The organism is Rhodococcus tukisamuensis NBRC 100609 (assembly GCF_001894985.1).
Taxonomy (GTDB): domain Bacteria; phylum Actinomycetota; class Actinomycetes; order Mycobacteriales; family Mycobacteriaceae; genus Rhodococcus_G; species Rhodococcus_G tukisamuensis.
On record NZ_BCXG01000016.1, the window covers coordinates 69,663 to 85,793 of the forward strand.

General features: G+C 69.8%; 7 protein-coding genes. All 7 read right to left on the minus strand.

Translation table 11 applies throughout. The features are described from left to right. Positions 1 to 42: 42 nt before the first annotated feature. Positions 43 to 9,621, minus strand: a complete 9,579-nt coding sequence (locus tag RT2_RS16845) for a non-ribosomal peptide synthetase (RefSeq protein ID WP_072845949.1) — start codon at positions 9,619 to 9,621, stop codon at positions 43 to 45. A 481-nt stretch (positions 9,622 to 10,102) separates the two neighbouring features. Beyond that, entirely contained in the window at positions 10,103 to 10,984 is an 882-nt protein-coding gene (locus RT2_RS16850; protein ID WP_072845950.1) for an oxygenase MpaB family protein, read from the minus strand. A 40-nt stretch (positions 10,985 to 11,024) separates the two neighbouring features. Beyond that, complete coding sequence (locus RT2_RS16855) at positions 11,025 to 11,618, minus strand: Rv1363c family protein (RefSeq protein WP_245709508.1); 594 nt, start codon at positions 11,616 to 11,618, stop codon at positions 11,025 to 11,027. Further along, positions 11,608 to 12,825 carry an MlaD family protein gene (locus tag RT2_RS16860; RefSeq protein ID WP_072845951.1) on the minus strand — a complete coding sequence of 406 codons (1,218 nt, stop codon included), beginning with the start codon at positions 12,823 to 12,825 and terminating at the stop codon, positions 11,608 to 11,610. Before RT2_RS16860 ends, RT2_RS16855 begins: the two co-directional genes overlap by 11 nt. Then, the gene (locus RT2_RS16865) at positions 12,822 to 13,898 is read right to left on the minus strand and encodes an MCE family protein (protein WP_072845952.1); all 1,077 of its coding nucleotides are present in this window, start codon (positions 13,896 to 13,898) and stop codon (positions 12,822 to 12,824) included. Before RT2_RS16865 ends, RT2_RS16860 begins: the two co-directional genes overlap by 4 nt. Next, the gene (locus tag RT2_RS16870) at positions 13,898 to 15,055 is read right to left on the minus strand and encodes an MCE family protein (protein WP_083577439.1); all 1,158 of its coding nucleotides are present in this window, start codon (positions 15,053 to 15,055) and stop codon (positions 13,898 to 13,900) included. Before RT2_RS16870 ends, RT2_RS16865 begins: the two co-directional genes overlap by 1 nt. Then, the gene (locus RT2_RS16875) at positions 15,052 to 16,098 is read right to left on the minus strand and encodes an MCE family protein (protein ID WP_072845953.1); all 1,047 of its coding nucleotides are present in this window, start codon (positions 16,096 to 16,098) and stop codon (positions 15,052 to 15,054) included. Before RT2_RS16875 ends, RT2_RS16870 begins: the two co-directional genes overlap by 4 nt. Between the last annotated feature and the right edge of the window lie 33 nt (positions 16,099 to 16,131).

Genomic DNA, 16,131 nt, shown 5'->3' on the forward strand with positions numbered 1-16,131 from the left:
AAGATACGGGACCGCCCCGGACCGACCCGCCGGCAAATCGGATCAGCCGCCGGCGACCAGTCCGCTCGAGTCGGCCGACTGCGACGTGGCGCGGGCGCGGGCGTGGGCATCCGCGACCAGCTTGTCGACCACGTCGGCGAATCCGTCGCCGGCCCCACTGCCGCCCGCGGCCAGCAGAATCGTAGGAACCAGGCTGGTCAGAGCCGTGGTGACGATCGCCTCGACCGCCATCCCGCGGTCGGCCAGCGAGGCCGTCAACAGCTTCAGCCGCTCGTCCATCTGGCCGTAGGTGACCGTGATGCCGTCGTGCTCGAGCGCGATCGTGTCCGAGCTGGACTCGGCAACCGTGGCAACGAGTCGTGGTAGGTCGTCGACGGTCGGCGCGGCGGCGGAGCGCCCGACGACCTCAGGGGCGTTCCAGATGTCGATGTCGCCGACCACGGCGTCGGCGTCGGTCACGACGGTCCGCACGATGTGCAGGAACCTGTCCGCGAACCCGATCACGGTCGCCTCGTCGAACAGGTCGGCCGCGTAGAAGAGCGAGGCAGACAGGCTCGACACCGCACCGGTCGCGTCCCGGTTCTCGACCAGGGTGAGCTTCAGGTCCGTCTTGGCCATCACGAGTCCACTGTCGAACTCGGTGGCGGTCAGTTCCGGCAGTTCCAGCGTCGGCCTGCCGAGGTTCTCGAAGGAGAGCATGACCTGGGCCAGCGGCGAGTACGACGGCGACCGCACCGGGTTCAGCCGCTCCACCACGCTGTCGAAGGGGACATCGGCGTGCGCGTACGCCTCCAGGTCCGTCTTCTTGGCCTGCTGGACGATCTCGGCGAAACCGCGCCCACCGTCCACAGCGGTGCGCAACACCAGGGTGTTGACGAACATCCCGACCATCTCGTCGAGTTCGGCCTCACCACGACCGGCCACCGCGGTCGAGATCGCGATGTCCTCGTTGGCGGTCAGCCTGGACAGCAACGTGGCGAGCGCTGCGTGCATCACCATGAACAGCGTGGCACCGCCGCGGCGCGCGATCTCGTGCAGGCCGGCCACCAGGTCGGCGTCGATCTCGAAGTCGACCTTCCCGCCGCGCATCGACTGCCGGGCCGGCCGCGGGCGGTCGGTGGGCAGTTCGATCAGTCCGGGCATGCCCGCAAGGGTGCCCTCCCAGAAGTCGAGCTGACGCCAGGCCAGCGACTCGGAATCGTCCTCGGCGCCGAGCACCTCACGCTGCCACAGCGCGTAGTCTGCGTACTGCACGGCCAGCGGTGCCCAGTCGGGGACCGCGCCGGTGACCCGCCGGCCGTACGCCAGCATCACGTCGCGCGCCAGCGGACCCATCGACGCACCGTCCGCACTGATGTGGTGGACGACAAGCGCCAGCACGTACTCCTGGTCGTCGGCCTGGAACAGCCGGGTGCGCAGCGGCGGCGTCGTGGTGACGTCGAAACCCTGCGAGGCGAACTCAACCAGCGCGGCAGGGACCGCGTCCCCGTCGACCGGCACCGGGGACAGGTCGATCTGAACCGAGGAGACCGGCAGCACGACCTGCCGCGGCACCCCCTCGTCGTCCGGGTACACCGTCCGGACGGATTCGTGGCGGCCGAGCACGTCAGCCACCGCCAACTCGAGCGCGTCGAAGTCGAGGCGTCCGTAGAGCCGGACGGCGATCGCGATGTTGTAGGCGGGCGATGCGGGGTCGAGCCGGTTGATCAGCCACATACGCTGCTGCGCAAGCGAGAGCGGCACCTGCTCCGGGCGCTCCGCGGCGACCAGCGCGGGCCGAGGGGCGCGCCCCTCGGCGCTGACCGCGCGGGCGGCCAACTCGGCGACCGTCGACGCCTCGAACAAGTCCCGCACGCCGAGCGCAGATCCGACCGCCGAGTTGACCCGGGCGACCACCCGAGTCGCCGAGAGCGAGTTGCCACCCAATGCGAAGAACGACTCCGTTGCGGAGACCCGCTCGATCCCGAGCACGTCGGCGAAGACTCCGGCGACGGCCACCTCGACCGGCGAGCCGGGCTCGACGTGCTCGCCCGCGTCCGCACCGAAGTCCGGGTCCGGCAATGCCTTTCGGTCGAGCTTGCCGTTGACCGTGAGCGGCAACGCATCGAGCAACACGATCGCCGACGGCACCATGTGGGCGGGCAGAGTCCGGCTGACGAACTCCTTGAGCTCGGCAACCACCACCGACTGGCCTGCCACCGGCACGACGTACGACGCGAGCAGGACGTCGCCGGTCGGACCGGTACGGCCGACGGTCACCGCGAAGTCCACCGCATCGTGTGCGTCGAGAGCGGCGTCGATCTCGCCGAGCTCGATCCGGAATCCTCGGACCTTCACCTGGAAATCGCTGCGGCCCACGTACTCGACCTCGAGACCGGCGGGGGCCTCCACCCAGCGCACCACATCTCCGGTCCGGTACATCCGCGCGCCGGGTGCGCCGTACGGGTCGGCAACGAAGCGTTCCGACGTGAGCGCTGACCGACCGTGGTAGCCACGGGCCACCGCCGGACCGGACACGTACAGCTCACCGGCGACGCCGACCGGCACCGGCCGCAGCCGAGAGTCCAGGATCACCGCGGCGACACCGCGGATCGGGCCGCCGATGGTCACTGCGCCGCCCGGCACCAGCGCGCTGCTGATGTTGGTCGCGACGGTGCCCTCGGAGGGACCGTAGGCGTTGAACATGGCCCTGCCGACGGCCCACCGCGAGACCAGTTCCGGTCCGCAGGCGTCGCCACCGACGATCACGGCGGTGACTTCGTCCAGACCCGCCGGGTCCACCGTGGACAGTGCCGCCGGGGTCACGAACGCATGCGTCACCCGCTGCGACTGCAGCAGGATGCGCAGTTCGTCGCCGCCGTAGACCTCGGTCGGCGCGATCACCATGGTCGCGCCCGCACCGACAGCGAGCAGCAGTTCGAGCACCGATGCGTCAAAGCTCGGCGACGAGAAGTGCAGGGTGCGAGACGAACTCGTCACCGAGTAGCGCTCCCGCTGCTCGATCGCGAAGTTCTCCAGGCCGGCGTGGGTCACCACGACGCCCTTCGGCAGACCTGTCGAACCAGAGGTGTAGATGACGTACGCGGTGTGCTCGGGGCGCAGCGGCGCGAGCCGATCCGCGTCGACGATCGCGTCCGCGCGCAACTGCGCGCACCGCGCCTCGAAGGCCGGGTCGTCGAGGACCACCCAGACCACCGAGTCGGGCAGCGCTTCGCGGTGTGCGGCGAGCGTCAGACCGAATCGAACCCCGGAGTCGGAGACCATGTGCTCGATGCGGTCGGCCGGGTACGCCGGGTCGATCGGCAGGAAGGCACCTCCGGCCTTGGCCACCGCCCACACGCCGAGCACCGACTCCACCGACCGGGGCAGTGCCAGCGCCACGAAGGCCTCCGGACCGACGCCCGCGGCGATCAGCGCCCGCGCCACCCGGTTCGACCGCTCGTCGAGTTCGGCGTAGCTCAGTTCCCGGGCGCCGGCGACCAGCGCGGGTGCGGCCGGGTTCACGGCGACGGCTGCGGCCATCAACTCCGGCAGCGGGGTGCCCGCCGCGGCGGCCTCGCCGCGGACCGGCACCAGTCGCTCGTGCTCGGCGGTGTCGAGCAGGTCGATCGCGCCGACCGTCGCCTCGCTGTCGGAGGCGAAGGCCTCCAGCACCGTCAGCAGCCGGTGCGCGAAGCCCTCGACATCCTCGCGGGAGAACGCGGTCGACATGTACTTGAAGTTCAGTTCCAGTGTGGCGCCGAGGATTCCGACGACAGCCAGCGGGTAGTGCGAGCCGTCCTTCACGTCGACGTCGAGCAGTCGCAGGCCGGCGATGTCCGACTCGTCGGTGACGCCCTGTCGGTCCACCGGGTACGACTCGAGCACCAACAGGGTGTCGAACAGGTTGCCCTTGCCCTCGGCGGTGATGATCTCGCTCAGGCCCACGTACTGGTGGCCGAGCAGCTGCGTCTGTTCCTGCTGGACCCGGGTCAGCAACTGCGCCACCGACTCGTCGGGGTCCACGCTCACCCGGACCGGAACGGTGTTGATGAACAGACCGACCATGGACTCGACGTCGGCCAGCTCCGCCGGCCGACCCGAGACGGTGGCGCCGAAGAGCACGTCCTCACGCGCGGTGAGCCGTGCGAGCACCAGACCCCACGCGGCCTGCAGCAGCGTGTTGGTGGTGACCTCGAGCCTCCGGGCGAGCTGCTTCAACCGACCGTCGAGGTCGTCGTCGAGCACCACGGAGACGTCGTCAGGCGCGGCAACCGCCGGCTCCGCGCCGGTCCGGGCGGCCAACATGGTCGGCTCCTCCACGTCGGCGAGGAGGCGGTGCCACTGCGCGCGGCTGGCCTCGGCGTCCTGCGCCGCGAGCCACGCCAGGAAGTCCTTGTAGGTCCGCACCCGCGGAAGCATGTCCGAGGTGCCGCCCGCGGCGTACAGGGTGAGCAGGTCACGCACGATCAGCGGCGTCGACCAGCCGTCGGCCAGGATGTGGTGGTTGGTGACCGTGAGGATCCACCGGTCCGCGTCCGTGCGGATCAGGTGGAACCGGGTCAGCGGAGCGGCAGTGAGGTCGAACCGGGAAGCCCGATCCGCCTGCATCAGCCGGGTCAACTCGGCGGACCGGACGTCGACGTCGAGCACCGACAGGTCGGTCTGCGTCCACGGCAGCGTCACGTCGTCGAGCAGCACCTGCAGGACCTCGCCGCTGTCCTCCTCCTGCACGAAAACGGTGCGGAAGACCTCGTTCCGGGTGATCAGGGCCTGCCCCGCCGTGCGCATCCGGTCCGGATCGACCTCGCCGCCGAGTTCGAGCACGATCTGCGCGGTGTAGACGTCGACATCCTCGGCAAGCAGCGAGTGGAAGTACATGCCGTGCTGCAGCGGCGCGGGCGGCCACACGTCGACCAGCGCCGGGTATCGCTGCTCGAACCGCTCGATCTGCTTCTGCGACAGCGTCACCAGGTCCAGGTCCGACGGGGTGAGGCCGCCGGCCGACTCGTCGGAAGCATAGGTCGCGACGGCCTCGAGTGCCCGGACCCACCACTGCGCGAGGTGCTCGGCCTCGTCCGCGGAGAGCAGCTCGGACGCGTAGGTGAACGACGCCGCGAGGTGCGCGCCGGCGCCCTCGCCTTCGATACCGGCGTTGATCTCGACAGTGGCCGAGAGTGCCGCGTCGGCGTCGTGCGCCGACAGGAAGCCGCCGATGCCGACGGAGTCGTCCGGCGTCCACGGCGCACCCGCAAGGTCCTCGCCCAACGCCGCCGACGTCCGCCCGAGGTAGTTGAACATGATCTGCGGCGACGCGAACTCGGCGAGCGTGCCGCCGGTGTCCTCGCGCAGGTGCCGCAGCAGCCCGAAGCCGAGGCCGCCGTCCGGCACCGCCAGCAACTGCTCCTTGACGGCCTTGACCACGGCGCCTGCCGCGTCCCCGCCGTCAAGGGCATCGTCGACATCGAGCCCACCGTGGTCCAACCGCACCGGGAAGATGTTGGTGAACCAGCCGACCGTCCGGGACAGGTCCGCCCCGACGATCACGTCGTCGTCGCGGCCGTGGCTCTCGAGCGCCACCAGGACCGAGGACTCGTCGACCCCACGGTCGCGACGCCAGCGGGTCACCGCGAGCAGCAGCGCCGCGAGCAAACCGTCGTTGACGCCGCCGCGGAAGGCGCGGGGCACGCTGGTGAGCACCGCGTGGGTGACCTCCGGGGAGAGGTCGATGCGGACCGTTCGCGCGGTCGCGGAGGTGTCGCGCGCCGGGTCGAAGGCGCGCGACCCGAGCACCGGGTCCGGACCCTCGAGTGCGCGCTGCCAGTGGTCGAATTCGCTTGCCCGAGAATCGCTCAGGGCCTCGTCACGCAGGGCGTGTGCCCACCGCCGCACAGAGGTGCCGACCGGCTCGAGCTGCGCGGGCTGACCCACCGCGAGCCCGGTTGCCGCGATCGCCAGGTCCGGCAGCACGACCCGCCAGGACACACCGTCGATTGCGAGGTGGTGGATCACCAGAAGCAGCCGGGCGGCGCCCGACGGTGCGCGCAGCCACACGGCCGCGACCAGCAGGCCGGCGGCCAGGTCGAGGCGGTCGGCGGCCGCGTCGAGCTGCTCCGCCACTACCGACTCGAACTCTTCGGTGCCGGGTTCGGCGGTGACGTCCTGTCGGGAGATCACGTCGACGGCCCGCACCGAGCCGACCTCGCGAACCTCGAAGGCCCAGTCGCCGTCGTCGGTCCGGGAGAGCCGCGAGCGCAGTGCGTCGTGGTGGTCCAGGACCGACTGCAGCGCGCCGCCGAGGACGTCCTCGGTCAGGTCTGCTCCCAGGTTGAGCAGGATCCCCTGGGACCGGCGGGCAAAGGGACCCTGGTCCAGCATCCAGCGTCCGACGGGCAGCAGCGGCACCTCTCCGACACCGCCACCGGGCAGCTCCTCGAGCACCGACGCGATCTCGTTGCTGAGGGCGCGCTGCGCGACGAGTTCGGCGAGCCGGGCGACAGTCTTGCAGTCGAACACGTCGCGGGTGGTGAAGGCGACGCCAGCCTCCTTCGACCGGGACACCAGCTGGATCGACATGATGCTGTCGCCGCCGAGCGCGAAGAAGCTGTCCTCGATGCTGACCTCGGCGAGCCCGAGCACGTCGCCGAAGACCGTCGCGATGGTCTTCTCGAGCTCCGTGACCGGGGCGACGTACTCCACCGTCCGAGCCTTGAAGTCGGGTTCCGGCAACGACTTCCGGTCGATCTTGCCGTTCGCGTTGAGCGGCAGGTCGTCGAGCGTGACGACCGTCGACGGCACCATGTAGCTCGGCAGGTGCAGCCCGGCGTACTCGATGAGTGCGGGGACGTCCAGCTCGGCACCGGGTGCGGGGACCGCGTACGCGATCAGACGTTGACCGAGCTCGCCCTCGTGCACAAGCACGGCGACCCGGACCACGTCGGGGTGGCCGAGCAGCACGGCCTCGATCTCGCCGAGCTCGACACGGAGACCGCGGATCTGGACCTGGAAGTCACTGCGGCCCTGGTACTCGAGCTCACCGTCGGCGTTCCACCACACCACGTCGCCGGTGCGGTACATGCGCCCGCCGTCGGCGGCGAACGGGTCGGCCACGAACATCGACGAGGTCAGTGCGAACCGGCTGCCGTAGCCGCGCGCCACGCCCTCGCCGCCGACGTACAGTTCGCCGGTGACGCCGGGCGCCACCAGCCGCAGCTGCGAGTCCAGGACGTACACGCCGAGGTTGCCGATCGGCCCACCGATCGGGATCCGGCCCTCCCGGTACGCGGTGTCGACGGCGGCGATCCGATGCGAGGTGACCATGTCGGTCGCCTCGGTGGGACCGTAGTTGTTGTACAGCCGTACCCCGCCGGCCTCGAGCTGGTGCAGGCGGTGTGGACGCACTGCCTCGCCGCCGAGCAACACCGCGCGCAGGCGCGGCAGCGCGGCCCGGGTGTCGTGGTCGAGCAGCACGTTGAACGCGCTCGGGGACATGTTCGCGATGGCGACGTCGCCGCGCTCGACGATCCCCAGGATCTCCACGGGATCGAAGCCCTCGTCGGGCAGGTGCAGCACCGCCCCCTCGGTCAGCGCGACCCACACGTTCTTCTGCGTCTGGTCGAACACCGGGGCGTTGCCCACCAGAACGCCGTCGCCCTCGGTCAGACCGAGTTCGCCGCGGTACCACTCGACGATGTTCGCGAATCCGCGCATCGGGACCAGTGTCGGCTTGGGGCGCCCGGTCGAGCCGGAGGTCGAGATGACGTACGCGAGCCGGGCGTCGGCCTCGCTTCCCCAGGAGTTCGGTACGGGCAAGTCGTCGAGGTCCGCGATGCGGGCCTGCGCGATCGGGTCGTCGAGCAGGATCATCGGGCCGGCATAGCCGGCGGCGCCGGCCCAGGCGCTGGTCGCGACGAGACATCGCACGTCGCAGTCCTCGAGGAGTGCCTGCGCCCGCTCGACGGGAGCAACGACGTCAACGGGCGCGTACGCGGCGCCGACCTTCCACACCGCCAGCATGCTGACGAGCCAGTCGATCGACCGAGGCACGATCAGCGCGACGACGTCGTCGACACCCACACCACGACCGGCCAGTTCACGGGCCAGCCGGTTCGCACGACGGTCGAGTTCGCCACGAGTGACGGTCAGCTCTCCCGCCACCGCGGCCACCGCGGCCGGGTCCGCCGCGACCGAGCGGTCCCAACGGTCGGTGATGTCGACGCCGAAGGACACCGGAGCCCCGGCGCCGGCAGCCAGCAGCTGCTGAGCCTCGCCTGCCTCGAGCAGGTCGAGCCGGTTGACCACAGTGCCGCGGTCGGCCGAGAGAAAGGTCCGCAGGTAGTTCAGGAACCGGTGGTGGTAGCCACCGAGTTCGCCCTCGGAGTACAGGTTCGGGTTGCCCTCGAAGTCGATCTGGACACTCTTGCCCGCGACACTCGGGTAGAGGTTGACCGCGAGATCCTCCACCGGGCCCGTGCTGAGCACCTTGAACCGGCCGGTGAAGTCGCCGAACCGGAGCTCACGGTGAAACATCATGATGTTGATCGACGGGCCGAAGAAACCCCGCTCGCCGGTGACGGCACCCGCATCGCGACGCATGTCCTCGTGCCGGTACATCTGCCGACGCAGTGCCCCGGTCAGTTCGAGGTTCGCCGCGGCGATCAATTCGTCCACGGTGGTGTCCGAGTCGATCCGCAGCCGCAGCGGGACGACGTTGGAGACCATGCCTCCGGAACGGCGCAGCACCGCGGTGGCACGCGCGGAGACCGGCAGGCTGAGCACCACGTCATTGCTACCGGTCATACCGGCCAGGTAGGCGGCGAAGGCCGCCACGATGGCGGGGGTCTCGCCGGCGACACTGCTGTCCGCGGTGGCCGCGAGCAGCTCCGAGGTTGCGTCCGGGACCAGCTCGCCCGCAACCGTGGCATGCGAGTCCACCGGCGCGGTGCGGCCACTCAGGCTCAACGGGGCGGGTAGGTCCGCAACCCGCCCGGACCAGTACTCCCGGTCACGCTGGAATCGGGGCGAACTGCGGTACGCCAGTTCGTTGTTGTAGATCTTGACGAGCTCTTCGGCATGGCCGGCCTCGATGTCGCGGCCCTGCACGACGGCCGTGTACAGCTCGGCGGCACGGTTGAGGATCGCCATTGCGCCGAAGCCGTCGAGCGCGATGTGGTGGATCCGGCAGTACCAGTAGCTGTGGGTCTCGCTGAGCTTGAGCACGGTGGAGACGATCAGCCGGTCCTCGAACAGGTCGAGGGGCGACCCGTAGTCCTGGCGCATCCAGGCCTGCGCCGCGGCGACCGGGTCGTCCTGGTCGGAGAAGTCGAGGAACCGGACGTGGTCGTCGATCGAGCGGTCGACGACCTGCTCGGGTATCCCGTCCGCGGGGACCAGGCGGAGGTATCCGGAACCGAATTCCTTGCCGGCGATCCGGTTGGTCATGGTCAGGATGTCGACGTCGAGGAGTCCGTCGACCTCGATGTACTGGGCGATGGTGAGCGGGACATCCCCGGCGGCCTGCTGTGCGAACCACATACCCCGCTGAGCGGACGACAGTGGAAACTGCCCGGAGGTGTGCGCTGCCGGTGCCTGCGACGCCTCCTCCGGGGCTCCACCAGATCCGACTGCACCCAGGGTGTCCAAGGTTTCGCTCCCCCATCTCGACGAAGTTCCGTCGCTGTGTCTCGTCGTGGTCTCGCTCGTGGCACGACAGTTCCCTGCCGATCCACAGTTGTCATCGCTCCGGCATCACCCTTTGTTAGCTCACGCCTCCTCAGGAAACCACCACGACCACGTCAGCCGCCTCACGTTGCCGACATTATGTCGGCAATCACAGACGAACGCCGGTCGATCGGCCACCCACTCGTGGCGAGCGGCCATCGTCCGGCGTGCGAGACAACCGCCCGGAATCATGTCACATGCAAACGGGACGACAGCACACCACACCGCGGCGGAGCACCCGTAGTTGTTATCAGTTCCCCCGCCGCACGACAAAATTCTGTGCGCAGCGTCTCCCCCACTCTCCCACAGGGTTACTCGACGGTAAGTTGACGTTCGGTTCCGGATAATCGGGACCCGCGCCGAGGCGCCCGATCGGCGTGGTCACGGGCAGCTCGCACCGCCGCTACACCAGGTTCGCCCCGGCACCCATTCGCCGGCGGACATCCCGCAACAACACATGGTTGGCACCGTGCCGGACGAACCGCGGCAGGAACCTGTTGACGAACGAGACGGTCGCGAAGAGGTTCTCGAACCGTCGGCGATCGGTCTCGGTCCACTCGATGTCGAGCAGGTCCCGGAACAGGGGCGGCAGGAATCCTGCGGTCAGGAACTGAAGCAGGTTCCCGAAGGCGGCCCGCAGCGGCCAGGCGATCATCCTCAGGTTCACCAGGTCGTCCAGGTACCGACGGGTCCGCTCGTCGATGGTCACCTGCTCGCAGGCCAGGTTCCAGTACCGGTCGAAGTCGGCGCGGGTGGGCGGCCACATGTCCTCGGTGACCTGCAGGGTGGTGCCGAGCGTGGACGACGACTGGTAGAACGCCTCGGCCTGCTCCTCGGTCAGCTTGCCGTGCAGCAGCTGGTGACTGTCCTCGAACCCGACGTAGAGGCACGCGGCCACGTACATCTGCAGCTCACGGTCGAAGGCGTTGTACTCGACGGGGCTGTTCTCGTCCGAGCGCACGTGCCGGTGCACGCCGTTGACCGCCTGCCGGTAGGCGAGGCGTTCCTCCTCGCTGCCCAGGATGGCGACCGCGAGGTACTGGAAGGTGGTGCGGGCGCGTTTCCAGGGATGCCGGACCAGGCTGCCGGACTCGACCTTGCTCTCCATCACGCCGTACGCGACCCCGGGCCACCCCAACTGCATGATGACGTTGGCGGCGCCGCCCGCGAACGCCCAGAAGTCGAGGGCGTCGGTGATCAGCACCTCCCGGCGGTTCCGGCGCCGCACCTGCGAGCCGATCTCGATCCGGGTGTACGCGGTGGTGAGCGTCGGCTCGGTATCCATGGTTGCTGTCCTTACGTTCGTATCGACTCTCTGGTGTCGACTACTTGGTGTCGACGTTGTCGACCACCCAGCGGTCGCCGTCGCGTACGAGGCTGACCACCATTCGGTACTTCTGGGAGTTGCCCTCCGGCGAGAGGACGTTCTTCGCCTGCTGGTCCACGAACACCAGCACCACCGCCGACGAGTCGTCGAGGCTCTCGATGCCGACGTGGTCCGCGGTCGCGGTCGCCTGCCCCTTGCCCTCCGTGACGATCTGGCGCAGCGCGTCGACCATCTCGTTGTACTTGCCCGCGAAGGCCGGGGTGGACATCCCGACCACCTTGTCCCGGTTGGCGTCCAGGCTCTGGAAGTCGAACGAGGACAACGCCACCGAGTAGTCACGGGCGATGTCGACCGCCTCGCCGCGCAAGGCGTCGGCGTGGCGGGCCGCCAGCGCCTGGATCACCAACGCGACCGAGACGGCGGCCAGCGCGCACACCAGCAGCAGGGCCGCCAGCATTCGGGGCCGCCGCATCGCCGCCGCCCTGGGCCCCGCGACGCCGGCCTCGTCGGGGGTGGCCGCCATCGGGTCGTCGTCGGCCGGGATCGCCTCCATCACGCTGGTCGTGGCGGGGTCGGTGTGCTCACTTGCCATTTCCGAGATCCTCCAAGAGCTGTTTCCAGTAGTTCAGTGCCTCGACCCCGGTCGGGACGAGAATCGGGTCGTCGACCACCGGCGGACCGATCTCGGTGCCCGGCGTGGTCGCATTCTGCAGGCCGAGACCGTTGGGGCGGGGCGCATTTCGGGCGCCGCGGGTCGACAGGTTCTCACCGGGCGGGCAGTAGTAGGTGAGGTTCGGTTCCACGGGCGTCATGTCGCCGAGCGCCCGGCGCGTCGTGTCGTAGTTGCACACCGGGCCCTGGGTGGCGACGAGGGAGAAGTCCGCGCGGTTGCCCTTGACGATCGACTCGAGCTTGCCGAGGCCGTCGGGCAACGCGACGAGGCCGGCGGCCAGGGAGTCACTGCGGTCGGAGATCACCGGGGCCACCGTGACCAGATTCGCGAGCACGGACCCGAAGGTGTCGTGGTAGCGGTCGAAGAGTTGCCGCGCTTTGCGCAGCGCCGGTGGCGCGGTGTCGGTGAGGTACACCAGCACCGGCGCGTTGGAGTCGAGTTGCTCGGTGAAGTTCCGGGCCGCACCCATGCCGCGCACCAACGAGTCCGACTGTCCGGCCATCGAATCCACCAGGTCCGCGGTCCGTTCGAGCAGCGACCGCAGCGTCGGGGCCTGGTCGTCGAGTTGCGCGGACAGTGCGTCGCCGTTGGCGATCAAGCTCGCCATGCTGGGCCCGAGTCCGTCGAACGACGCCCCGAGTTCGGTCCCGATGTCGCTGATCGCCTGCGGGTCGATGCCCTCGAGCAGTCGGTTCGCCTGCAGCATCAGCTCACCCATCTGCACCGGCTGCCGGTCCTGCGGCACCGCGAGTTCGTCACCGGTGGCGAGGAAGGGCCCGTCACCGGTGTTGGGGAAGATGTCCACGTTCTGAATGCCGGCGGCGGTCCCCATCCCGATCTTCGCGATGCTGTCGCGCGGGATCTCGGTACCCGGGTCCAGGTCGAACTCGACTCTGGCCCCGTGGCTCTCCGGGTCGAGCGAGACGCCCGCCACCCGGCCGACCATGACGCCGCGATAGGTGACGCTGGTGCCGGCCGTCACGCCGAGGGCGTCCGCCATCCGGGCGTGCACCCGGATCGGGGTGCCGAATGCCTGCGGACCGAGCACGTAGTTGATGCCGAACGGGATCACGATCGCCGAGGTGATCGCGAACAGGATCAGCTGGACCAGCGTCAGGCGCCTCATCGCGGACCTCCGGAGAGCAGGGCCTGCAGGGTGCCCGGAGGCTGCGTGGCCGGGCCGGCCGGCAACGCTCCCCCGGTCAGGAGCGTGTCGATCACGCCGGGGACGTCGAGCGCGCCGTTGAACACCAGGTAGTCACCCTTCACCGCGCGGCCGAAGTTGCCCAGGAAGGTGTTCATGTTGGTCAGCGTCGAGCCGATCTCGGAGTTGAACGAGGCGAGCGAGCCGAGGACGGTGGACGCGTCCTGCAGGAGCCCATCCAGGCCCTGCGGCGAGTCCGCCAGGATCGCGTTGGCACTGGCCGCCAGCTGTGCGCTCGAGTCGAGCAGCGCGGCGATCGTGTCCCGCTGCTCGCCGAGCACCCGTACGGCCCCCGGCAGCGCGTCGAGGTAACCGTCGATGACGCCCTGCTGCGCGGCCAGCTGCCCTGACACCCGCGCCGCGAGGTCGAGTGCGTTCTCGAAGTCCTGCTGGTTCGCCGTGGCCGTCCCGAGCAGGGCGCTCATCGTGGCCGTCAGCCCGCGCACCTCACCGGAGCGGCCGCCGAACGCCTTGTCGAGTTCGACCACGACGGTCCGCATCTGGCTGATCCCGCTGCCGCTGAGGACGGTGCCCATCGTCGCCAGCGCGCTCTCGATCTGGGGCCCGATCTCGGTGTGGGACACGGAGATCACGTCCCCATCCCGCAGGGTCCGCGAGGACGGCCGGTCGGGGACGACGAGCCGGACGAAGGGGCTGCCCAGCGCGGACGGCAGCTCCACCGACGCGTCGACGTTGTCGGGCAGCTCGGCGGCGGTCGCCAGGCTCAGTCGGACGCTCGCGCCGACGGTATCGGTCGCCAGGTTGGCGACCCGGCCGATCACCTGCTGGCCGTTGCGCACGTCCGCGCCGAGCAGGAGTCGGTCGGCGTTCGCCAGCTGCAGGGTCACCTCGTAGGCCGGGCCGTCCGCGGACCGCCCCAGCGGCAGGTCCTGCATGCCTAACCCGCAGCCACTGAGCAGCAGGCACCCGGTTCCGGTGGCCGCCAGGCGCCGCCACCGCCGGCCGCGGGTGATGCTGCTTGATCGCGGAGTCATCAGTTCCCCTTCGGTGCCACGGCGCCGCCGGTGATCGCCGAGACGATGCCGAGCGGGTCGGATGCGCTGACCGGGAACGAGATCGGGTTGGTCAGCCCGGCGCCGGTGCACAGCGGCATCGGGTACTGCTTGCAGAGCGGCTCGGCGACCGCAAACTGGGTCAACGCGGTGGAGACGTTGAGCCGGATCCGGCCCCGGTCGTCGTCGCCGACGGACCGGGACAGGTTCTGCATCAACAGCGGGACGACGTCCATGAACTCCGCGAGGCCCGACTGGTTGGCCGCCAGCACGTCGCCGAGTGCCGCGGCGTTGCCCGCGACCGCCCCGATGTCTTCGCCGTGGCCGGCCATGAAGGTGTTCATCTGGTCCAGGACGACACGCAGGTCCCGCAGCGGGGCGCCGATGTCGACCTGCTGGGCCGACCACTCGTCGCCGAGCTCGCCGAGTCCCGAGACGAGGCTGTCCAGGCTCACCTGCCGGGCGTCGAGCGCGGTCATCAGCGTGTTGAGGTTCTCGACGAGGGCACCGATGTCCTCGGCGCGCGCGCCGACCACACCCGTTGCGGTACTGAGGTTCGTGATCGCCGTGTTGAACTGCTCACCCCGGCCCCTCCAGCCGTTGGCCGCGTCGGTGACCAGGTCCCCGATCTGCCCGTCCTTGCCGCCGAGCGCGTCGGTGAGGGTGCTGAGGCTGCCCATCAGTCCGTCGAAGTCGATCGGCGCGTGGGTGCGCTCGACCGGGATCTGCGCGCCGTCCTCGAGCAGCGGGCCGCTCCGGTAGGTGGGGCCGAGTTCCACGTGCCGATCGCTGATGACCGACGGGTTGAGCACGTACGCATTGGCGTCGGCGGGCAGTTGGACGTCGTCGGGCATGGACAGCGTCACCCGGACCGTGGTGCCGCGGGGCGCCACCTCGGTCACCGTCCCGACCGGGACCCCGAGGACGGTGACCGTGCTGCCGACGAAGATGCCGTTGACGTAACCGAAGTCCGCGTAGACGGTCCTGGTCCGGTCGGTGCCGCCGAAGACGAACCAGCCGGCGGCCGCCACAGCCGCGACGAGCAGGAGCGCGGTCGCGACCTTCGGCCACCGCCGGCCGCCGGACCCGGTCTGGGTGGAGTCGGCCTGGTTGGAGTCGGTCTGCGCAGCCGTGTTCATTTGCACCCCTGCATCACTCCGATGGCGCACAGCATGTTGTCCGGGATGACCGCGGACGGCGCCGTGACGTCGGTCCACGGCCCGTTGCCTGTCGCGTCCGTCGCCGAGCGCAGGGCCGGCGGCAGCCGCTTCATGACCTGGTCGATGTTGCCGGCGTTGGCCTTCAGCGTGCCGGTGACCGCGGTGAGGTTCACGACCAGCTGGTCGAACTCGGCGTCGTGCTCGGTGAGGGACGTCGACGCGGTGGCGAGGACGTAGCCGAGGTTGTCCACCAACTCGGTCAGGGCTTGCTTGCGCACGGCCAGGATCTCGACCAGCGTCTGCGCGTTCGACAGTGTCGTTGCCAGCGAGTCACCTTGGCGGACAAGCAGGTCCGAGATCGACCGCGACACGGTGAGCAGATGGTCGACCTGCTCACCGTTGCGCGCGAAGGCGGCAGACGCCCCGCTCAGTCCCGCCAGGGTCTTGCCGAGTTGCTCCGAGTCGCTCGGAATCACCTGCTGCAGTGACGACAACATCGCCTTCATCGCCTCGGTGTCGACACCCTGGGCCGCCGCGGTCGCGTCACGGCCGACGTCGTCGAGGCTGTAGGGCACGGTGGTCCGGGCGAGCGGGACGAGGTTCGTGCCGTCGTCGATGCCGCCCGGCACCACCTCCAGGTAGCGCTTGCCGAGCACCGTCTTCAGCCGCACGGTCGCGGTGGTCTGGTTTCCGAGCGGCTGCCGGTCGTCCAGCCGGAAGTCGACCCGCACGTGGTCGCCGGCCAGCACGACGGCTTCGACGCGTCCGGCGGGCACCCCCGCGACGTACACCGGGTCACCGCCGGAAAGGCCACTCGCATTGTCGAGTTCGGCCACGTAGGGGCTGGTTCGCATCTGGTACCAGACCTTCGGGACCCCGATGGCCACGGCGAGGCCGGTGACCAGCAGCACGATGCCCAGCGTGCCCAGTGCCAGCGGCGTACCGCTGTTGGCGCGTCGCTCGCCCCGGAACAGGAACAGGTAGATCCCGACGCCGATGTCGATCAGCTTGACCAGGAACATCTCAGCCCCTCACCCCCCGCGACCCGACCCACC